The following is a 20,735-nucleotide window of genomic DNA, read 5'->3' on the forward strand; positions in this document are numbered from 1 at the left end:
AGTTCGGACGCGGCGATATTTTAAGAAAATTCACTTTTAACTTCACGCTCGGCATGATATAATCTTATTTCTGATAATTCATTTTTCTTTCGTAAAAATGTCATGTACGAACTAGGTGGACAATGGAGGGGAAATGCTTCACTATTGGAAAACGCTACGCGCAGTACAGTCAAATCTCCGCTTGTACTGCAAACATCTACAGTTTTGATTGAGCTGCCATGCACCAGGTCGTCCTCCATACCCCATTTGAAAATGCTGCGTCCGCTTGCCGTTTTTCCGCTTGTAAAAACAATTTTTAAATCTTCAGCTACGTGAGAAAAAAGATCGGTAAGCAAATTTTTATCTGTGTAAGAGCCTGGGCAGATTTCCTGGTAGTAACTATTCCAATATTGATTAACTTTAAATGCTGACGAATCTATATCGTCCGATCGTTTCCATAAGTTTGATAACTTCTTTTTGCTGTCACTAAGCCTGCTGCGGACGGTCCCAACGGGTACGCCGGTGATAGCTGCAATTTGATCATATGAGTTGTACCCGGTAAGGTAGCGTAGCATCACCGTCTCTCTCAAATGAAGGGGTAATTCAGTCAATATGCCATATAATGCGTCCTGGTTAGCGGCTCTCTCAAATTTCGATTCAACACTGTCTTCGATCATTTTATCGCTTTCCGGCCATTCATCAACGAGGATCGTTCGTTTTCCTTTCCGGCTCAATTGGTGGCACGAATTAATGACAATACGTTTTAGCCATGGCAGGAATGAATCTACTTGTCTTAATTGATGTCCATGCGTAAATACCGTGATCCAGGCATCCTGAACCGCGTCCTCTGCTTCGGCTGTATTCCCGCAGAGTCGTAACGCCAATGCCTGAACAAACGGATTAAATTTTTGAAACAAGAAGTTGATATTTAATTGAATTCCTTCGCGCTGATCATTCCCTTGGTTTTTCATTGAAGCAAGTGTGTTAAAATGTAGTAGTCAAAGACATCATTGTATTTAATATGTGAAACGCCCCTATTGATCGTCTGCAATAAAGCATTACATTGGTATAGAACCTGATTATGATTACGTTCCAAGGGTAAATCGACCCGCGTGAATTTCCGGGGGCAAAAATATTTCATCCAGGGCGTGAATGAAATGGATGATTGATAGTTTCGTATACACTTAAACGATATTCCAGTCTTTTTTTCGCCCAGAAGATTGGTGAAGTTGGGATAGCAGTAAATAAGTTGTGTAAGAAATGAAACCTTTGCGGGCCTCAAACCGGTCTTAGTATAGTTTGAATGCCCCCCGGCCCAGAAATGATCGCGCTTGTTGCCATTTGGTAAAATAAGGAATGATCAACAACGCCCGGGATCATCTTTACCGATATATTTAATTCAGGCAGTTCCGGAAATTTTTCGAAGTGAGCGTTCAAAAGATAGTTTCCATGAACGGACAATAACGGGCGATTTTCCTTGCTGCGAAGCGATAGGCTACAGCCAAAATCATCATAGTGCGCTTCAAGCCGGTTGACCACTGACAAGTATGCGGCCGGGATAACCTCGACGACCAGTGGATAAGCTGTGGGAAGTTGTTTCGAATACTTCCCGCTGTCGCCAATCAAAATAAATTCAGATGCCATGCCGGCAAGTATTTTTTCGACTGTGTGGATCCCGGCACCACTCTTCAGGGCATTTAGTGCTGGGTCAAACGCGTCACAACCGTCAAAATAAATGTCTGCCCGCTTCAATTCTTTAAGATCCAACACTTCCAAATCCAGTTCCTTCAGTCTGGCGACGGTCTTCCCGGAAGATGAGGTCAACCTCAATGAAGCAGCAAGCGGCAGATCTGATGCGATCAGGCCCGCCAGAAAAAGAACTGTTTCGCCATCGCCCAACCCGATCGTCTGACCTTTTCTGATTAACTTAAACGCGTGATCCGCCGCCTGCTGTTTATAATTAAGCATGTTCAGTTGTTGGCAATCTTATTGTTACTTTTTCAAATGCGAACCGAGCATCCAGGCCATTTTTTCATGGGCTGAGATCAGACCTGTCAGGAAGTCGCTGCTACCGTAGTCTTTATACTCAGATGCAAACGTATCAATATTCGCTCTTAAAGTAAATATAATGCTTTTATGATCTTCTAACAGATTTTTTATATAAGACGCTCCCGAGTTATCACCTTCTATCTTTTCAGAAAGACGCGTATGATCCAGGAATTCCTTCAGCGAAGCCAATGAGAAATGGCCCAGCGATCTGATGCGTTCGGCAATACTGTCAACGATTTCATCGAGTTGAGTAAATTGTTCTTCAAAAAACACATGCAGCCCGTGAAAATCGGTGCCCTCTAGATTCCAATGCGCATTTTTAGTTTTTGTGAAAAGTATAAACTCATCTGCTAATAGCTTTGATAACTCATTTACTACTTTCTGTGTGTTGGCTTCGCTGATTCCGATATTCATTTTCATATATTTTTTGACCTTTTTATGCTAATCGCATACCAAACAGCAACAAAATGATTATCAATCCAATAAGATTTAAATGCCCTAAAAGCTCATCGGCATTTCACTATTTCGCGAGTGAATTAGTGAAAATCGATGAGTATACGTGTTATCTTTAATGATTTGTGCTCCCTCTTTACCGGGTGGATAGCCTTGCACCGTTAAGCGCCCACAGTAAATGCGCTGTTTTCCGCAGCTTTTTAACCTCCACATCCCATAAAAGGAGGCCTGTTCTTTTTAACGGTATTTCAACAAACAATTCTAAACTCGTTTCATTTCGCAGGTTTAGACCATTAAACATCTTGCAATTGCTTAACAATCAATGTTTCGTATTGGAACGCCATTTGGGTTGGTAATGGCGAAGTGTGTTAGCGCCCTTCACAAGCATAAAATGAAAAAAGATGTTCAAAATACACTGCTTAAAAACATTCAAAAGCACGTTCTTACCTTTGTGATCGATGGCCGTATCAACACGGTGATATCCGGGACCAGTAGGCAACGGCAGCGCATGGAGGAACTACTAATCAAAATGGAAGCTAACTCACTGATTTGGTATGGACTACATATCAGCAATGCATCAGTGATGTCCTGTTATGTGCGAAACTTGAAAAAAAGGGCACATTCATTTTGTGGATGGGGCTGACGGCGGATACACCAATGCGGCAAGGTGCATGAAAAATAAAATGCGTGCCAACAGGATTTAATGGTAGTCCAGGTCTGCGTTTATGATTTTACAATCCCGCTCAATTCGAGCGGGATTGATCTTACTAATATATAAATGTGGACCGGCTAAAAATGAGCAGGAAGACCCTGCGGCTTAAGCGATAATGATTCGGCCGATTTATCAGAGTATTCATGATATCTCGAAACAAATTACAGGTTAACGGTTTGCTTTCCGGAGGCTATTTCTTTAATAAATTGATTTAGGCCCTGGAAATAGTTCTTTTGATCATCGTAAAAACACATGTGGCTGCCATTGGGACAAAAGAGGTATGAACCGTTTTTTACCTGTGATGCCATCCACTTCATGTGTTCGGGGTCCATCGTATCATACCTTGCCCCAATAGTGAGCGTCGGTACTGTAATTTTGGACAGATCGCCGTTCCTTTCCCAATGGGTTAACTTACCACTAAGCCCGAACTCACTTGGTCCCTGCATCATGCTGTAAAACGTTTGATTAAGCTTGCTGAAAGAACGTGTTAACGGTTCCGGCCATTCGGACAACCTGCAGATGTGCTTTGCATAAAAATTTGGCATTAATAGTTCCATGTAACGGGGATCGGAAAAATCTCCCCTTGATTCGATCTTCCTTATCTCGCACAATGTTTTTGGGTCAATTTGATTGGCCAGCACGTCTTTTGCATATTTATTATAGTCGGAAGCACTCGACACCATGTCAGAAATGATCAGTGCCTTTAAGTTCTGCTGGTATTTGAGGGCGTACTCAATAGCTACGATCCCTCCCCATGAATGGCCGTAAAGGAAAAAGTTGTCCGCATTTAAATGGAGTGCCTTCCGGACCTGTTCCACTTCGGCAACGCTTCTGTTCAGATCATATACAGAAGTATCTTTCGGCACTTCTGAATTACCGGTGCCCAACTGGTCATAATAAATTAACTCGATGCCTTCTTTCGGAAAAAAGCTTTCGAAGCACTCCAAATATTCGTGGCTCGCCCCGGGACCACCGGTTAGGAGCAGCACTTTGATTTTGGGGTTATTGCCAATCCTTTTAGCCCAGACCTTGAAGCTGCCTTTCGTCGTTTTTATTGGTATAATCTTAATACCGCCTGTTTGAAGCCCGGTGTCGGCGCTAAAGTACTGAGCTTGCGAAACGCTACCCTGTTGGGGGCTGCAAGACGATAAGGCCATAAGCAAAGCACTAAAAACGGTGCCTGAAAGCATGCTTTTTAATTTACCGTTGAATTTTCCCGGCATTTTTGTCACCGGGTTCGAGCGCCGTCCGGGTAATGCATTTTTAAAGCGGGTTGTAGATTTTAACATAGATTGGTGATTTAATAGCTCCATATAAAGCCTTTCTTTATAAAGCCTTTCTTTTCGTCGGTAAAGGTAATTTTCATCTTGGGGAATGGAAATGGACGATTAGGTGTAAGGCTTGGACGAACATTACTATTTAAGGCTTAACATATCCAGAAGTGCATTGTATCAGGCTGGTCATATAATTCCCTTCACGCTCAATTCAGTATCGGCTGCCCGGCTTCTATCCTGACTTATCAAAACTTTAGACTATTTATTTTTCCAGCCCCGAACTTTTCCTCTTTGCGAGAAAAAATAAAATCCGGCTCTTCGAACTTTCATTGCATTTCGGTATCTATTCAAAGTACAGCCTCACGATTCAATTGGCGGTTAATGGTTATGCAAATACCGGCGTTCTTTAAGTTTAATAATAGTTAATGTTAGCGCCGTCTTAATTAGGCGGCGCTTTAATTGAGTTAATGGTTGTTACCAGATGTCCCGAATAACCAGCCTTCATCATGCTAATTGAGATTCCCGTACACCAAATAAATTGATCATAAATATTAAGAAAAATGAAAACCACCTTCAAGTACATTGCCATTTGTTTTATCGCCGCTGATTTTGCCTCGTCCGTACATGCAAAAGAGTACCTGCCTGAAAAAAGAGAGTGATCTGATTTTTCAAGTATCAATGTTTTCTTGTCTGGTCTTGCATTCGCCAGCAACATTAAAAAAAACTTTTTTCAAATAATCTCGATAATATTATGTTAAGTAAAAAACGCAGAAAAAAACTACAAAATCACTTAGGGGGTAGCCCTCATTCTTGCTATCCTTTTGTAAATCAATTACATTAAAATTGCCGGGTCACCCCTGAATTATTAACTAAACGTTCGAGCTGGTCGAAAAATTTGTTGGAAATTGGTAAAGTCGGGACCACTTTGAGCCCGGTAATTAACCATAATTACCGGGCTTTTTGCGTAAATGAGGGTGGTTGTAAATGCCTTCAATATGTTTTAATTTCGGGAAGAATGATTAACGTTAATACGATATTTAACACATGAAAAGGCCGATCAAAATGTTTAGAATTAAAGTAGTATGCTTTCTGTTGTTTTATTTGTTTAGTACGCCCTCCATAGGCCAGGTCAAATGGCCGGCTAATCAGCTGCTTCCGTCTTTCCCGGCACCCGCAAAGGTCCAGGATTTTATTACGCTCCGTGAAAATTCTCCTTACTCTTCAGCAGAAATGTACTTGTTTGCTTCGTTAAAGGGCATCGTAAACAGGGCAAAGCCACGTATATTCTCCTATGAGGGTGATGCTTTCGCCGAAGGGCCGCATACCTGGTTGCAATCCCTGGGTTTAAGCTGGTCTGAACCTGCAGATAAATGGGATTTGATTGCTAAATACCGGAGCGAAATTTCAGGCGTGATTGTTTATGATCCCGCCCAGGAACATACAATTAACCTGGCCACGGTACTTGCAAAAAGCAAAGGCGCGCTGATTGCCTCGCCGTTGTTGCTGGCCAAATTAACTGCTGCTCCTTATAATTTGCCGGTGTTACTTGATTTGCAGGGAAAATTCAGCAGTAAGCTGGAAGTTTATCAATCGCTATATGATACTTATTGGCCAAATATTGATCACCGTTTGTTAATCGGACTAAATCCTAATGCGCATAAAGCCGCCCTTCGCGAATATGCGGTAGCCTTGGGCGCTGCCGTAATATGGCTCGATCCTGAAGTAGCCGGCGAAAGTGAATTGCTAAACAAATTTCTATCTTCAATGTCTCCCGGGGCTATCTTTATGGGCTGGTGGCCACAGGAAGGACCTGGGGTGCAAAGGGCCTCAAAGTATGGTATTTCAACCGTTGCAAGTGATTGGTGTGCTAACCTAACGGTACACAGTGGTACTTCCAGAAATGTAAAAATAAAACCAATCCCTCCCAAACCGACGCTCAAAAACAAGATATATGTAGCGTTTATATTGAGTGATGGAGACAATTTACAATTTACAGAGCATTTGATGCGCAAACTTTGGAGTAATCCAGACCGGGGCGCTGTTCCTATGGGATGGACGGTGTCGCCTGCTATGCTGGATGCAATGCCTGGGGCTCTTAATTATTATTGGCAAACTTCCACCAGCAATGATAACCTGATTTCAGGACCTTCGGGCTATGGTTATACTTACCCTAATACCTGGACAGATGAAAACTTGCTAAAGCAGTTTGTTGCTAAAACGGAGGATTATAACGCCCGTGCCGGTTTAAGGGTAATCACCATTTGGAATACGATTACAGGTGGTATTAATCCTAATGTCGGGAATGCCTATGCCGGCCAGGCAAAATCGTTGCTTGGCGTAACTGCCCAGAACACAGGAGGCGGGCTTACTATTTATAACGACAGCCTACCAGGAATGGCACTTACCTGTAACTACTGCACAAATGAACAGGCAATGAAAGATCATATAGCCCGGGCTGCCGCCGGTTGGGACAAAACCTCGCCGCGTTTCATGATTATACAGGCGCAACCCTGGCAGGGTGTAACGCCAACAAGTTTTAAAAACGTGGCTAATTCACTTAATGAAGATTATGTCATCGTGCGCCCAGATCACCTTTTTCAGCTTATTCGAGAGGACAAGGGCATCTCAATTAATCCTAAATAAAAATACATTTTTAATTTATGAACGCAATTCAGCCTATGGCAGGTGTTATCATCATGCCATTTTTATTTTCATAAACACAGCCACAAAAAATAACTCATTCATAAAAGAGTTTGGATTTTGTAGTTTAAGGACTATTAAGATTCTTTAAAAGCCCGCAAATTGAACGGTCGCGGGCTTTTGTTTTACTGTTAAAGTGGCAAAAAGGGGAGCGGTTTTAACTAAAAATGCCTAATCTTCTCCGTTATTCATTTAGCTTTGTTCTATTTGTTTTAAGCTATCCATTTTCTTGTAAGCTAAAAATCCCTTGATGTCCTCAAAATGTTCGCGGACGCGTTTATTACCAAACTCGAATACTTTTTTTACCAGCCCGTCCAGGAAATCCCTGTCATGTGATACCAAAATCAGGGTTCCATCAAAATCCCTCAGGGCATCTTTGATAATATCCTTGGTCTTCATATCCAAGTGGTTAGTTGGCTCATCCAGTATCAGTACATTTACAGGCTCCAGCAGCAGTTTGATCATGGCCAGGCGCGTTTTCTCGCCGCCCGAAAGTACTTTTACCTTTTTTGTGGTATCGTCGCCACTAAACATAAATGCTCCTAACAAATCTTTAATCTTTATTGTGCCATCACTTAGCGGAATCTGGTCGATGGTTTCAAATACGGTTAAACTTTCATCTAACAACGACGCCTGGTTTTGGGCAAAGTACCCGATCTTTGCATTGTGACCTACTTTTAAAGTCCCTTCAAAATCAATCTCGCCCATAATGGCTTTGATCATGGTCGATTTGCCTTCGCCATTTTTACCAACAAAGGCCACTTTTTCGCCTCGCTCAATAACCATAGCCGCCTTTTCAAATACAACATGATCGCCATAGGTTTTTGTAAGCTCTTCAACCATCACCGGATATTGGCCAGAACGCGGCGATGGTGGAAATTTCAATCGTAAGGCCGAAGTATCTACTTCATCAATCTCGATGATCTCCAGCTTTTCGAGCATCTTTACGCGCGATTGCACCTGCAATGTTTTGGAGTAAGTCCCTCTGAACCGGTCTATAAATTCCTGGTTATCGGCTATAAAACGCTGTTGTTCCTCGTAGGCCTTCAATTGATGGATGCGGCGGTCGGCACGTAACTGCAGATAATGACTGTATTTGGCCTTATAATCGTATATTCTCCCCATCGTCACCTCGATGGTACGGTTGGAAACATTATCTACAAAAGCACGGTCGTGAGATATCACCATAACCGCCTTTGCCGAGTTGATCAGGAAATCTTCCAACCATTGTATACTGTCTATATCCATATGGTTTGTAGGCTCATCAAGCAAGATCAGGTCCGGTTTCTTTAAAAGAATTTTGGCCAGCTCGATACGCATGCGCCAACCACCCGAAAACTCGGAAGTTTGGCGGGTAAAGTCTTTACGTTCAAAACCTAAGCCTTTTAACACCTTCTCTACCTCTGCGTCATAATTAACCTCTTCCTGCGAGTAAAATTTCTCGCTCAGTTCCGATACCCGTTCAATCAGCTTCATGTAATCATCGCTATCATAATCGGTACGGATAGTGAGCTGCTCGTTCAATTCGTCGAGCTCTTTTTGCATCTGGTTGGCCTCTTCAAAGGCTTTCATCGTTTCTTCAAAAACGGTAACATTATCGTGAGTGAGCAAATGCTGGGGCAGGTATGCTATCACGGCGTCTTTCGGGCCGGTTACGTTGCCAGAAGTAGGTTTGGCCGCACCGGCAATGATTTTGAGGATGGTGGATTTGCCTGCGCCGTTCTTGCCCATCAGGGCAATCTTATCGTTCTCGTTTATGGAGAAGGTTACGTCGCTGAATAAGGTGGTTCCGCCAAATGAAACGGAGATGTTGTTAACATTAATCACAGTATGGGAATATTGAATTGTGCGCAAAGATAATGGAAAGACATAGAATTATGGCAGGGGCATGAAAGGATGCTATCAGACCGTTTTGGAGTTTCCGGAAATTTATGCCATTGTGCTTAATTTGCAAAGGCAACATTAATCCCTGGAAAATATTTTCGAAATGGCTACATGTATGTTGAAGTTTTGCAATCAACTGTATCAAAATGCGGCGTGTGCTTCGGTGAGTATTAGCCGGCACAGCAAATACTAAAGTCGTGGTGGTTATAAATGTCGAAATATTCTCCTTGGGACCACTAAACGGCCATGCGAAGCACGGGAAGATTATTTAAAAGCCTTTAGATGAAAGCCTGAAAATATTTATTTTTCTAAATAAAGTCGGCGTCAAGTGCATCCAAGTTCTCCGTTGGAAAGTTAAACTTGGCAATCAATTCTTCTTCAGTAAACGTTAAACCTTTGGGATTAATAAACAGTTCGAGCACGATATTCAACTCGTCATATTTGCCTATCAAGTTATTGGAAATGGAACTGGTTAAGTAAATTGAAAATAATGAAGTTACACCACCTGCTTCTAACCATCCTGAATTGAATGTCAGAAGATTCCGGAGTTGTCTTTTAAAGGCAAGTAGTTGCGGAAAGATGAAGATCAACTGTTCTACCCCTATGGTATTTGATTGATCAATGTTTTCGTTTCTTTTTTTTACAAAGTCGTTGATAAACCGGGCAAGATTTGCATAATCATAGATTGTCCGCTCCTTTAAGAAACCGCCATTTAACAAAGACTCAATAGATATCCTTTTTTGATTAAAGAATATTGATTTGACCTTATTTGCTAAACCGATCTCTGGGTCTTCAATAAAAAACGCTTTTAACAGAGCGTCAATTTGTCGGAATCTTATTTGTCTTGGTGGATTTGACTTTAATGATCGCAAATTCCACTCGTTTGGGTTTGGAGTCATTTCTACAAACTCAAAAACTTTATCAAGTAAATCAATTGCCGAGTATGTTTTTGTAACCGGGGGCATTTATTATAAGGCTAATATAATCAATATTTATAAGCCAAACCCTGAAACCCAATGCAATCAGCCATAAAAAGATTTCGGGTTTTATGTGTAAGGACCACGAGAAAGCCAACCGCCTTTAGTCATCAAACTGAAGGCGGTTGCTTAGATAACATCAGCCACAAGCTGAATCATACATCTTATCCCCCTGTCGGTGAAATCCCAATGGTCAGTTCTTATGAATCTCCAATTCACTAATGAGGTTATCAGCGTGCCCTAAAATATCCATACACCAGAGTACGTAGCGCACATCTACACAAATAGTCCGTTTATAATCTTTGTTAAAAGCAATTTCGCCGCTCATGGCTTCCCAGTTGCTGTCAAATGCAAGGCCTATTAGTTCGCCCTCACCGTTAATCACCGGCGATCCGGAGTTGCCGCCTGTGATATCGTTGTTGGTAATAAAGTTGATCGGGATGGTACCATGATCAGCATACTGGCCAAAGTTCTTTTGCTTGTAGGCATCCAGCCAGGTTTTCGGCAGGTCAAATTCGTCATCACCGGCCTTGTACTTTTTCATGGCGCCATCCATATCTGTCTGGATATCGAAATGCTTGCCATTCTTAGCGGTATAATCCTGCACATTGCCGTAAGTGATACGCATGGTAGAGTTGGCATCGGGCGACATCAGCTTGCCCTCGTTTTTCTCCAGCAAAGCCTGCAGGTAAATGCGGTCGAGCTTTTCTTTCTGCGTGTCAAAATCGCTCAGCTTAGTGCCAAAAACACTCTTTTTGTAAGCACCTGGGTTAAGGTTAATCACAAATGGCACCAACGGATCTTCACGAAGTTTGTCTACAGAACGATGCGGCAAAAACTCTTTCAGTTTGGTGGTATCTATCAAGTCGCTGGTTTGCCATAAAACATCCGCGAACTTAGAAAAAGCCAGTGATGGGTCGCCTGGAGCAATCCTGGTCACCATATCCTCTATAAAAGCCGGGTGCTGGTCTTTAGGTATATCGGTATACCATGAGGTCATGAGTTGGGTAAATATTTTTTTGTCGGCAATAAGATTGTAGCTTTTGATGTAATCGTCATTAACCTTTTTTAGCTCATCCTTTATCTCTGCTTTTTCCTTAGTGCTGCGCTTTGAATTTTCAAGCGCCAATTGCCCAAAGCAGTTGTTAAGCGCTTCATCTACAAAACCCGGAGCCAGTAGCCCTTCGTTAATGTATGTTTTGTGGATAGCGTAGGGCTCATAAGTGGCATATAGGTTCTGATAATCACTCATCAGGTTGGCATACTGCGGTTTGTTGGCAGCCCATTTGGTAAAGTCGGCTTCTTCCTGCTGTTTTTGGCCATAAATGTTAAGGTTTTTCAGTTGCTCAGTTTGGCCAATGAAGTACTTCCAATAGTTAGATACTTTATTGTACTCGGACGAAAGCCTGAGCCGGGTGTCTACACTTTTGTTCATTTCTTCTTTCCAGGCCTTCAGGCGGATGTCGCGCAGTTTTACAATAACCGGGTTGGTTTGTTCGGCAGCCAAACGTACCCCATTTGAAGTCAGGTAACGGTCGGTACTTCCGGGATAGCCATACACCATGGCAAAATCGCCGTTTTTTACACCCTTTAACGATATGGGCAGGAATTTTTTAGGCGTGTAAGGTACATTGCCAGCCGCGTAGCTGGCGGGGTTACCGTCTTTATCTGCATAGATCCGGAATATAGAGAAATCGCCGGTATGGCGGGGCCACTCCCAGTTGTCGGTATCGCCGCCAAATTTACCTATCGACTGTGGCGGAGCGCCTACCAAACGCACGTCACTAAATTTATTGTACAGGTAAAGGAAATATTGATTGCCTTTGAAAAACGAGCTTACCGCGCCCCGATATTTGGTACCCTTGGTTGCCTGCTCAATCAGTTTGTTGCTGATCTTTTCAAGCTTTTCGCCCCTTTCTGCATCGTCGGCCCCTTTAAGTGCAGCCATTACCTGGGGGGTAACATCGGCAATACTTACCAGGAATTCTACATATAAGCCCGCTACCGGCTTTTCTTCGGCATAACTTTTTGCGTAAAAGCCGTTATCAAGGATATTGTTTTGCGGCGTTGAGTTTGCCGAGATAGATTCAAAACCGCAATGGTGATTGGTAAATACGAGGCCTTTGCCGGATACAACCTCGCCGGTACAAAAGCCGCCGCCCAGAGAAACTATAGCATCCTTAATGCTGGCCTTGTTGATGCTGTACAAATCTTCCGGGGTCAGTTTGAAGCCCTGCTTCTTCATTTGGTCATAATTTTTACCAATAAGCATCGGTATCCACATGCCTTCATCGGCGCGTGCCAGGCTGGTGATAAACAATGTGAAGAGCAGTACGAGGGATAAGAATTTAGGTTGTTTCATAAACTGTGTTATAAATTGTGTTAAGGTATTTAAAAGCAAATGTAGAACTATTTTAAAAATAGTTCACAGAAAATGGAAGGTTCAGGCATGCCGAAAATTGAAAAAAAAGCAATCCGTTGATGTTCAAAAAGATTTTTCTTAGAACGCAGAAGCTGTGCGTGTTTTGAGCTGTTTCAAGAGGCTTATACCTTAATAGCTGCAAATTAGAAATCAATTGCATATGGTTTAGCCGTGCCACTCAAAGCGGCCATACAAGAGTTGTTTTTTCATGGTATAATCGACAGATTATCAAATGCTTTTATTCTTATATCAAATTAATTCGCCGTATTTTTAGGTAACCCAATTCTTACCGGCCCCGGGCAGAATTTTTTGTACGGCACCACCAATTATTAAAACAGATAATTAATCAGAAAAAAATGGAACAGCAAACTAATCAGCCGTCGCCTGAAAACATTATGAAAGTTGGCACAGGCTTTTGGGCCTCAAAAATTCTTTTAACTGCAGTAAGTTTTCAATTATTTACCCGGCTTGCCGAAAAGACAACTATGACGGCAAAAGATGTGAAAAACAATTTAGGGCTTAAATGTACAGACAGGAATATTTATGATTTTTTAGACGCTTTAACCGTGTTTGGTTTTTTAAAGCGGGAGGGTATTTTGGATACGGCTATTTATTCAAATGCTTTGGAAGCAGATACGTTTTTAGATAAAAACAAGCCATCATATATTGGGGGTATTCTTGAAATGATGGATAATAGGTTATATGCATTTTGGGGTAACCTGGGCGAGGGCCTGCTTACCGGGTTGCCGCAAAACGAAGTAAAAAGGAGCGAGGATTTTTTTGGTTTGATATACAGCGACCCTGCAAAATTAAAAGAATTTACCAACGCCATGAGCGGCATCCAAATGGGTAATTTTATAGCCTTTGCTCAAAAATTTGATTTTACAGAATATAAAACGCTGATTGATGTAGGCGGTTCGGCGGGGTTGCTTTCACTTATGGTTGCAAAACATAATCCCCATATGCATTGTACAAGTTTTGATTTGCTGCCTGTTGAGCCTATTGCAAACGCTACCATACAGCAATTCGGGTTATCAGATCGTGTAAAAGCGGTTGGCGGCGATTTCTTCACTATGCCAATACCCAATGCCGACGTTGTTGTAATGGGAAATATCCTGCATGATTGGGACGAAGAAAATAAAATATCATTAATGAGGAAAGCCTATAACGCAATCCCGGCGGGCGGGGCCTTTGTAGCTATTGAGGGCATAATAGATGATGAAAGAAAGCAAAACGTTTTTGGTATGATGATGAGTTTGAATATGCTCATTGAAACAGGAACAGGATTTGACTACACATTTGCCGACTTTAACAAGTGGGCAAATATTGTTGGATTTAAATCAACCTCACTTATTTCATTAGCAGGGCCATCCAGCGCGGCAATAGCTTACAAATAAAACCGCACTTACAATGCCCGGGCTTATTCAATAAGTTCAAATGCTTTTGTAATCATCGCCAAAAGTAACCGCTAATAAATACCGGCAGATGAGCTCGGCTTCGCTTTGCCGCATGAAACGGAACATAGAAGGAGCCGGGATTGGTATGGGGCCGGTGCGATTTTTAATCACAAACGACAATGGGATCGAGTTTATTTCTCCCCGGCACATTAGCTACTACATCTTAATTGACTATTTGCGAGGATGTCAATCTGCAAAAAAATGAAAAGTTATTGATCATAAATGAGTATCTCATTCTTTCAGGACCAAAACAAAAATGAGATGGGCTGGGTTCCGCTGAACAAACCAAAGGGGCTTACTCAGGCTGTAAGGCCAGCATGCCTTTTCTTTTTTTAACATAGAAATAAGATAGTTTTTTTGCAAATTTTTAAGATGCTGAACATTTCTTATTGCCAATCACGGGAGGGGAGGGCAATAACAATGTTTTTAAAAAAAATTAAAACAATAATTAACGAGATTTTATTAACTTTCACTCCAAATTAAAATTATTGCCCTTAAGCCTGAGCCGTATATTCGCTATTCTATGTTTTTTGTCAAGAAATACCTCAAACCAAACCCCGAAAGCGCGCTAAAAGCGCTGTCACTCATGGAAATACTGGTTGTACTGATCATCATCGGTATATTAGTATTGTTGGCCCTGCCCAACCTGTTGCCCGTGATTACCCGTGCAAAAACCACCGAAGCTAAGCTGCAACTTGAACACGTATCGATGCTCGAGAAGACTTATTTCTACGAACATTCCAAATATACCAATGACCTGAACGAACTGGGCTTTATCCAGGAAAAGCTAAGTACCGAAGGCAAGGATGCCAGGGCGAACTATAAGATAGAGATTACCAATGCTTCCAATACCGGTTTTACTGCCCGTGCAACTTCGGTTGTTGATTTTAACCAGGACGGTAATTTTAACGTTTGGGAAATGAACCAGGACAAAGTGTTAAAAGAAGTAACCCCGGATTAAAGTGTTGCTGGCTATCCGTTTTGCTTTATTATTGTCCCTGCTCGTCATCCTCCTGCAGGATTTCTGGTTTCGGGCCGTGCATTGGGGGCTGTTTCCGTTGCTGGCTATCGGATTGATAAGCCTTAAGTTGCTCGAGGGTAAAGACGCTTCCTTAGCCGGCGAACAGATTGCTGTTAACTTAAGCTTCCTGGTGCTGGTTCTGGCGATATTAACCGGCTACCTTTTTGTGAGCAGGAGGCGATTTATTAACATAACCGAAGGCTTAATGGGCTGGGCCGATATTTTATTTTTGGTAGCTATCGGGTTTTATTTGTCGGCACTCAACTATGTGTTTTTTTATATAGTTAGTATCCCTTTAGTTTTAATATTATGGGTATTTTATCAGTTTATAACCGGCAATAAGGGCAAACATATTCCACTGGCCGGGTTACAGTCCTTATTATTTATTGTATTTTTAGCAGGCGACTGGTGGTATTTTCATATCGATATTGCTGATGACTACTGGTTGCTCCGTTACCTTACACCATGGATACAGCACTAAAGATCACCTTACTAACCGAGCATATCCACATCCTTTCTAAGGATATGGCCTGGCATTACCGTGTGCTGCCCAAAGGGCGGGTTAATGGGCAACTTGCGTTGTATTGTGAAGAAAATACCGATACCGGTAGCCTTGCCGCCGAATTAGAAATCATGCTGGGGCTGGATATTCTCCTGGAACCCATTGCTGTTTCCGAAATTGCCCGGCTGCTGGCTACCTACTATATTAAGGATAATACCACAACCGGAGCACTGCAGGCCAATGTACGCCATGACGAGGATAGCTTTTTGATGAACCTGATTGGCGAAGCAAAAAACCTGAAAAGCAGTGATATTCATATTGAACGTTATGAGAACAAGTGCCGGGTTAGGATCAGGATTGACGGAAACATGGTGGAGCGTTACCTGCTGAAAGAGGACGATTACCCCGCGCTGATTAATAAAGTAAAGATCATGGGCAACCTGGATATTGCCGAAAAACGGCTGCCCCAGGATGGCAGGATCAATTTCAGCCACCAGGGGCACCAGTTCGACATTCGTGCGTCTATCCTGCCCACTCTCTATGGCGAAAAGGTTGTACTTAGGCTCTTAAATAACGATGCTACAGATATTGATTTGAACAGTCTTGGATTTTCGGCATTTGATTTGGATAATTACCTCCAGGGCGCCAAAAGGCCAAACGGGATCCTGCTGATCAGCGGGCCTACCGGTTCCGGTAAGACTACTACGCTGTATGCTACGTTAAAACTGCTGAACAAGGAGACCCGTAATATCCTCACTATAGAAGACCCGGTAGAGTATACGCTGGAAGGGGTTAACCAGGTGCAGCTTAAAGAGGCTATCGGCCTCACTTTCGCCGCCGCCCTCCGTACTTTCCTGCGACAGGACCCGGATGTGATTATGGTTGGCGAAATCCGGGATACCGAGACCGCTAACATGGCTATAAGGGCCGCCCTCACGGGGCACCTTGTATTGTCAACTATTCACACCAATTCCGCCTGGGGAACGGTTTCCCGGTTGATTGATATGGGCATCCCGTCATATATGGTTGCCAATACACTGAATACCACAGTGGCCCAGCGATTGATTCGATTGCTTTGCCCGCATTGTAAGGTGCAAAAGGATTTTGACAAAACGTTATATCCACGACAGTTTAAGCCTTACCGCGAAGTTTCGGCCCATTATACACCCCGTGGGTGCGAAAAATGCTATTACACCGGCTATAAAGGAAGAAAAGCCGTTTACGAGGTAATACCCGTAGACCTTGACCTGGCCAATGAAATAAAAAGCGGTAATATGCAGGTACAGGCACTTTTAGAAGAACGGGGCATTAAAACCCTTGCCGAAAATGCTTTTGGCCTGTTTGCCGATGGTCAGACATCTATTGACGAGATATACCCGTTGTTATTTAATTATTAAAGTATTATATGTTAAAAAAAATTACCTGCCTTATCATTTGTTTTTACTTGTTTACCGCAGCCATAACGGCCAGCGCCCAGCAGCAGGACAGGCTACAGGTTATTAAACAAAAACTGGATGAGCTTGCAACTGATGTTCCCGGGCTTAACCAAAAAGTGCAATTACTGGTTACCGGCGTATCCATTCACGAATACCTGAATGCTATTGCGCGCTCCAATAATTTAAGTATAAGCTCCGATCCGGGGCTTAATTTTAGTATCTCGGATACCTTCACCGGTGTTTCGGCATCCAATATATTGTTATTGCTTGCCCAAAAGTATAACCTGGATATTGCTGTTGTTGGCTCCATTATCAATATCACACCTTACCGGGACCCCAACCAGTTTTTAAAGCCTCCGCCTAAGGAACTGGGCGTAAAATATAATGCGGCAAACAACACCCTCTCACTTTCATTAAATAACGACAGTTTGGCTGCAGCGGCAAAAAGAATAACACAGTTATCCGGCAAAAACATTGTGGTGCCTGGTTCATTGCAAGGCAAAACGGTTACCTCTTATATTGCTGATGCCCCCTTCGAGACGGCTTTGGGCAAGCTGGCTTATGCCAATGAAATAAAAATGGTGCATACGGCAGATGATTTTTACCTTTTTCAACCGCTTGACGAAAACGAGGAAGTGTATGTTAACGGCGATAAAAATACCGGCGTGAGGAAATCCTTCCGTAACACCGCCCAACCAGGCGCTGCCGGCGCCAGCGGGCTATTTGTAAGGCAGGTTAACGGCCAAAAGCTGATTTCGGTAGATGCCGTTAACAGTCCCATCATTGATCTGGTTAAACGTGCTTCGCAGGAAACAGGAAAAAACTATTCCATTTACTCTGATATTAAAGGGTCTATAACCCTTCACGTAAATGATGTTAGTTATGACGACCTGCTAACATTGTTATTTAAAAGCACCGAATACACCTTTCATGCCGAAAAAGGCATTTACGTAATTGGCGACCGCAAGCTGGAAGGGTTACGTACCTTCAGGGCTATTCACCTGCAAAACCGTGCAATTGATACCGTTATCACCATGATCCCCTCAGAATGGAAGCGTGGTATCGAGATTAAAGAATTCCGCGAACAAAACACCCTTTTACTTTCCGGGTCGGGGGCCCAGATAGATGAGGTAGAAAGCTTTATTAAACAAATGGACGTGCTTGTTCCGGTGGTACTGATAGAAGTTACCATGATAGATGTTCACAAAACCAGGAGTGTTTCAACCGGTATTTCTGCCGGTGTTTCAGACAGTGTAAAAACGGGGGGCACGGTATTGCCCGGAATAGATTATACTTTTGGCGCCAAAGGGGTTAACGACTTTTTAAACAGTGTGGGCAAAGCTACTTCGCTTAACCTGGGCCATGTGGTGCCTAATTTTTACGTTAGGTTGCAGGCACTGGAGAATAACAATAATATAGATGTGCGCTCGGTGCCTAAGTTAACAGCACTTAACGGACATTCGGCCACGCTGAGCATTGGCAGCAAGCGTTATTATAAAAACACCACACAGAATGTTATTCCTTCCATTCAAAGCGCGCAATCCATATTTACCAATGTGTACCAGGAAGTAAATGCCGATTTGTCTATCGCTATAAAACCCATTGTTTCCGGCGACGACCAGGTTACGCTTGGCATCAGGATAAACATATCCGATTTCACAGCCATTCCTACCGATGGCTCGCCGCCACCGCAGGCTATCAGCAAATTTGAAACCAGTTTGCGGGTACACAGCGAGGATACCATTGTTTTGGGCGGCCTGGAGCGTACCGAAACCGACGACAGCGGCTCGGGGATACCCCTGCTCTCCAGGATTCCTATTTTAAAATGGATATTCAGCAGCCGCACCCGTAGCAAGTCGAAGGTGGTTACTGTACTGTTTATCAAATCCACTATTATAAGGTAATATTATGGGTATATTATCGCCATATTACCATATTAACCAGGCCGCCGGTATCACTATAGATATTGCGCAGGATGGCTCCTATACCATAAACTGCTGCCAGGTTAGTACCGATCATAAGCAGCTTAGCATCGAAAAAAAGTTCGGTGTAAAAGATGACGCGGAGGGACTTGCCAAACAACTTGGAACCAAAGTTCCCATCGCTTTAAATTTGTCGGGCAAAGGCATCTTAACCAAGCAGGTAGCAGCAACATCCGGCGACGAACAGCAGGATATGGCTAAAATAATCCCGAACCTGAATGTAGATGATTTTTACCTGCAGCAATTTGCATCGCACGATCAGCTGTTTGTATCCCTGGTAAGGAAAACACTGGCCGACCATTGGATAAACTTATTGGAACAGCAAGGTTTTACCGTGCTGATGCTGAGCCTTGGCCCCTTCGCGGCATCCCACATGTTAAATCAGCTTAACGTTTACGAAAGCGATGTGGTGTTTAACGGCATCCAAATAAGCCGGGATACCGACCTGAATTGGACGGCGGTAGGATACAGCCCCGCTTTCCAGGCCCCCTTCACCTTTAAAATCGGGGCCGAACCTATCGACCAGCAATTAATTATGCCTTATGCCGCAGCTTTTCAGCTGGTGCTTGCCGATAAACTGGAGCCGGTCAGGGCGAAGGTTGATGCGCTGGATACCCGGTATGGGCAACTTATCGGAACAAAAAAGCTCAAAGTAACGGGCGCCTTAATATTGGGTGTTTTCTTTATCCTTTTACTCCTCAATTTTGTAACCCTTTCCTGGTTAAATTCTGAAAATAGCCGCCTCGATGGGCAGGCCAGCCTATCGGCAAACAGCAGCAGCGATATGCAGATGCTCACCGCGCAGATTAAAGCAAAAGAAGCCCTCCTGAAAGATATGGGGTGGGATGGAGGTTTTAACAAGGCCCGGATTATAGATCAGCTTGCTGCCTTGCTGCCGGGTGAAGTAACCCTGAAGGAAATAGCTATAAACCCACCCGACATTAACAATAAGGATTCGAGGGGGCAGCATTTTTTAGATCGCCGGATAAAGCTTTCAGGTAATTCGCAACAGGTTATTGCCGTAAATGAATGGATAGCACGCATCAAAACATTAAAATGGGTAAAGGGCGCTGGGTTGGATAGCTTCGAATTTGATAACGACCAGAACACGGGGAAGTTTAACATTGTCATTAACTATTAGCATGCCGAAAAACCTCAACATCAAAAAGGAATACCTGCTGATAGCCGGATCGGTACTGCTTTTACTGGTATGCTACCGCTTTTCATTCAGCCACACCGTTGATGCCTGGAAACTGCGGCGCGAATTACAGGGCAAAATAGCACAAGCAGGCGACCTTACCTATCAGCCCGGCTACCTGGAGCGGAAAGATAATAACCTGAACCACATTATAACCCGGTTTAAGATGGACACGGCCACTATGCGCAGCAGCATGATAACCACCATTGCCCTGCAGGCCGAAAAGCTGAACGTGAGGCTGTCGCGTGTACCGGTGCAACCCAGCCCGGCCCCCGACGATAAATACATCATCCAGCGGCTTGATTTTGAAGGCGATTTTTTTTCGCTTTGCAAATTATTGCAGCAACTGCAAGCCACAGACGGTACCGGCCTGGTACGTTCGGTTGATTTTGTATCGGGTAAGGTTGTTGGAGGCAATACGGAAACAAAGGTGCTTGGTATGCGGGTGTTTGTTGCGGTGATTAGGTGACGGGTTTTGAATAATGAGATATTTTTTTTGCTTGCTTTTCCCGTTCGATCATTGCGACAGCCATTTTGAAATGATATGAAATTAATCCCTGACAGGTCTGTTTTGCGTATCCAAAGTCGATTTGAAGATTCGTTATAGTTAAACTTAATATTTGTAGTTAAGGGTTAGAGATATTATTTTCAAGGCAATTGCAAAATGATATTAAATTTAATGCAAGTAT

17 protein-coding genes are annotated in these 20,735 nt (G+C 43.1%); 10 read left to right on the forward strand and 7 right to left on the reverse strand.

Features of this window, described 5'->3' with window-relative positions; translation table 11 throughout:
• Positions 1 to 20: 20 nt before the first annotated feature.
• The 3 genes from BMX56_RS01560 to BMX56_RS01570 all read right to left on the reverse strand — a co-directional run bounded on the left by BMX56_RS01560 (position 21) and on the right by BMX56_RS01570 (position 2,448).
• Positions 21 to 950, reverse strand: a complete 930-nt coding sequence (locus BMX56_RS01560; RefSeq protein ID WP_090639321.1) for an RNA polymerase sigma factor — start codon at positions 948 to 950, stop codon at positions 21 to 23.
• 307 nt (positions 951 to 1,257) lie between these two features.
• Positions 1,258 to 1,947: a ribose 5-phosphate isomerase A gene (rpiA, locus tag BMX56_RS01565; protein ID WP_090639329.1), complete on the reverse strand. Its 690-nt coding sequence runs from the start codon at positions 1,945 to 1,947 to the stop codon at positions 1,258 to 1,260.
• Between the two features lie 24 nt (positions 1,948 to 1,971).
• Complete coding sequence (locus BMX56_RS01570; RefSeq protein ID WP_090639336.1) at positions 1,972 to 2,448, reverse strand: Dps family protein; 477 nt, start codon at positions 2,446 to 2,448, stop codon at positions 1,972 to 1,974.
• A gap of 424 nt (positions 2,449 to 2,872) precedes the next feature.
• Between BMX56_RS01570 and BMX56_RS30645 the strand changes: the two genes are divergently transcribed.
• Both BMX56_RS30645 and BMX56_RS30650 read left to right on the forward strand, forming a co-directional pair.
• The gene (locus BMX56_RS30645) at positions 2,873 to 3,124 is read left to right on the forward strand and encodes a DUF3095 family protein (RefSeq protein WP_218152362.1); all 252 of its coding nucleotides are present in this window, start codon (positions 2,873 to 2,875) and stop codon (positions 3,122 to 3,124) included.
• On the forward strand, positions 3,111 to 3,185 hold the full coding sequence (locus tag BMX56_RS30650; RefSeq protein WP_369829626.1) for a hypothetical protein: 75 nt from the start codon (positions 3,111 to 3,113) through the stop codon (positions 3,183 to 3,185). The genes BMX56_RS30645 and BMX56_RS30650 overlap by 14 nt, the downstream gene beginning before the upstream one ends.
• A 169-nt stretch (positions 3,186 to 3,354) precedes the next feature.
• Here the strand turns inward: BMX56_RS30650 and BMX56_RS01580 are convergent, their stop codons facing one another.
• A complete protein-coding gene (locus BMX56_RS01580; protein ID WP_255369744.1) occupies positions 3,355 to 4,482 on the reverse strand; it encodes a proline iminopeptidase-family hydrolase in 1,128 nt (375 codons plus the stop codon).
• A gap of 1,029 nt (positions 4,483 to 5,511) precedes the next feature.
• Here BMX56_RS01580 and BMX56_RS01590 point away from each other — a divergent pair.
• Positions 5,512 to 7,110, forward strand: coding sequence for a GxGYxYP domain-containing protein (locus BMX56_RS01590; protein ID WP_090639355.1), 1,599 nt, complete (start codon positions 5,512 to 5,514; stop codon positions 7,108 to 7,110).
• A 249-nt stretch (positions 7,111 to 7,359) separates the two neighbouring features.
• Here the strand turns inward: BMX56_RS01590 and BMX56_RS01595 are convergent, their stop codons facing one another.
• The 3 genes from BMX56_RS01595 to BMX56_RS01605 all read right to left on the reverse strand — a co-directional run bounded on the left by BMX56_RS01595 (position 7,360) and on the right by BMX56_RS01605 (position 12,390).
• The gene (locus BMX56_RS01595; protein ID WP_090639362.1) at positions 7,360 to 8,994 is read right to left on the reverse strand and encodes an ABC-F family ATP-binding cassette domain-containing protein; all 1,635 of its coding nucleotides are present in this window, start codon (positions 8,992 to 8,994) and stop codon (positions 7,360 to 7,362) included.
• Positions 8,995 to 9,359: 365 nt separating this feature from the next.
• Positions 9,360 to 10,016 carry a hypothetical protein gene (locus BMX56_RS01600; RefSeq protein WP_090639373.1) on the reverse strand — a complete coding sequence of 219 codons (657 nt, stop codon included), beginning with the start codon at positions 10,014 to 10,016 and terminating at the stop codon, positions 9,360 to 9,362.
• Between the two features lie 205 nt (positions 10,017 to 10,221).
• A complete protein-coding gene (locus BMX56_RS01605; protein WP_090639379.1) occupies positions 10,222 to 12,390 on the reverse strand; it encodes a S46 family peptidase in 2,169 nt (722 codons plus the stop codon).
• Positions 12,391 to 12,806: 416 nt separating this feature from the next.
• On the opposite strand from BMX56_RS01605, the gene BMX56_RS01610 reads away from it, so the two are divergent.
• The 7 genes from BMX56_RS01610 to BMX56_RS01640 all read left to right on the forward strand — a co-directional run bounded on the left by BMX56_RS01610 (position 12,807) and on the right by BMX56_RS01640 (position 20,515).
• Positions 12,807 to 13,847 carry a methyltransferase gene (locus BMX56_RS01610; protein ID WP_090639386.1) on the forward strand — a complete coding sequence of 347 codons (1,041 nt, stop codon included), beginning with the start codon at positions 12,807 to 12,809 and terminating at the stop codon, positions 13,845 to 13,847.
• A 646-nt stretch (positions 13,848 to 14,493) separates the two neighbouring features.
• Entirely contained in the window at positions 14,494 to 14,868 is a 375-nt protein-coding gene (locus BMX56_RS01615; protein WP_255369745.1) for a type IV pilin protein, read from the forward strand.
• A gap of 1 nt (position 14,869) precedes the next feature.
• On the forward strand, positions 14,870 to 15,409 hold the full coding sequence (locus BMX56_RS01620) for a hypothetical protein (protein ID WP_090639401.1): 540 nt from the start codon (positions 14,870 to 14,872) through the stop codon (positions 15,407 to 15,409).
• Positions 15,394 to 16,827 (forward strand): GspE/PulE family protein, encoded by a 1,434-nt coding sequence (locus BMX56_RS01625; protein WP_090639408.1) that lies wholly within the window; start codon positions 15,394 to 15,396, stop codon positions 16,825 to 16,827. The genes BMX56_RS01620 and BMX56_RS01625 overlap by 16 nt, the downstream gene beginning before the upstream one ends.
• Before the next feature lie 8 nt (positions 16,828 to 16,835).
• A complete protein-coding gene (locus BMX56_RS01630) occupies positions 16,836 to 18,770 on the forward strand; it encodes a type II secretion system protein GspD (protein WP_090639413.1) in 1,935 nt (644 codons plus the stop codon).
• A gap of 4 nt (positions 18,771 to 18,774) precedes the next feature.
• Positions 18,775 to 19,989, forward strand: coding sequence for a hypothetical protein (locus BMX56_RS01635; RefSeq protein WP_090639420.1), 1,215 nt, complete (start codon positions 18,775 to 18,777; stop codon positions 19,987 to 19,989).
• Between the two features lies 1 nt (position 19,990).
• Entirely contained in the window at positions 19,991 to 20,515 is a 525-nt protein-coding gene (locus tag BMX56_RS01640) for a hypothetical protein (protein WP_090639427.1), read from the forward strand.
• Positions 20,516 to 20,735 lie beyond the last annotated feature (220 nt).

It is taken from the genome of Mucilaginibacter sp. OK283 (assembly GCF_900110415.1).
Lineage (GTDB): Bacteria > Bacteroidota > Bacteroidia > Sphingobacteriales > Sphingobacteriaceae > Mucilaginibacter.

What these genes read in the sequence shown, in the direction of transcription:
- BMX56_RS01560 (WP_090639321.1), bottom strand. Translation starts at nt 950, where the DNA reads ATGAAAAACCAAGGGAATGATCAGCGCGAAGGAATTCAATTAAATATC.
- rpiA (WP_090639329.1), bottom strand. Translation starts at nt 1,947, where the DNA reads ATGCTTAATTATAAACAGCAGGCGGCGGATCACGCGTTTAAGTTAATC.
- BMX56_RS01570 (WP_090639336.1), bottom strand. Translation starts at nt 2,448, where the DNA reads ATGAAAATGAATATCGGAATCAGCGAAGCCAACACACAGAAAGTAGTA.
- BMX56_RS30645 (WP_218152362.1), top strand. Translation starts at nt 2,873, where the DNA reads ATGAAAAAAGATGTTCAAAATACACTGCTTAAAAACATTCAAAAGCAC.
- BMX56_RS01580 (WP_255369744.1), bottom strand. Translation starts at nt 4,482, where the DNA reads ATGTTAAAATCTACAACCCGCTTTAAAAATGCATTACCCGGACGGCGC.
- BMX56_RS01590 (WP_090639355.1), top strand. Translation starts at nt 5,512, where the DNA reads ATGAAAAGGCCGATCAAAATGTTTAGAATTAAAGTAGTATGCTTTCTG.
- BMX56_RS01600 (WP_090639373.1), bottom strand. Translation starts at nt 10,016, where the DNA reads ATGCCCCCGGTTACAAAAACATACTCGGCAATTGATTTACTTGATAAA.
- BMX56_RS01605 (WP_090639379.1), bottom strand. Translation starts at nt 12,390, where the DNA reads ATGAAACAACCTAAATTCTTATCCCTCGTACTGCTCTTCACATTGTTT.
- BMX56_RS01610 (WP_090639386.1), top strand. Translation starts at nt 12,807, where the DNA reads ATGGAACAGCAAACTAATCAGCCGTCGCCTGAAAACATTATGAAAGTT.
- BMX56_RS01615 (WP_255369745.1), top strand. Translation starts at nt 14,494, where the DNA reads ATGGAAATACTGGTTGTACTGATCATCATCGGTATATTAGTATTGTTG.
- BMX56_RS01625 (WP_090639408.1), top strand. Translation starts at nt 15,394, where the DNA reads ATGGATACAGCACTAAAGATCACCTTACTAACCGAGCATATCCACATC.
- BMX56_RS01630 (WP_090639413.1), top strand. Translation starts at nt 16,836, where the DNA reads ATGTTAAAAAAAATTACCTGCCTTATCATTTGTTTTTACTTGTTTACC.
- BMX56_RS01635 (WP_090639420.1), top strand. Translation starts at nt 18,775, where the DNA reads ATGGGTATATTATCGCCATATTACCATATTAACCAGGCCGCCGGTATC.
- BMX56_RS01640 (WP_090639427.1), top strand. Translation starts at nt 19,991, where the DNA reads ATGCCGAAAAACCTCAACATCAAAAAGGAATACCTGCTGATAGCCGGA.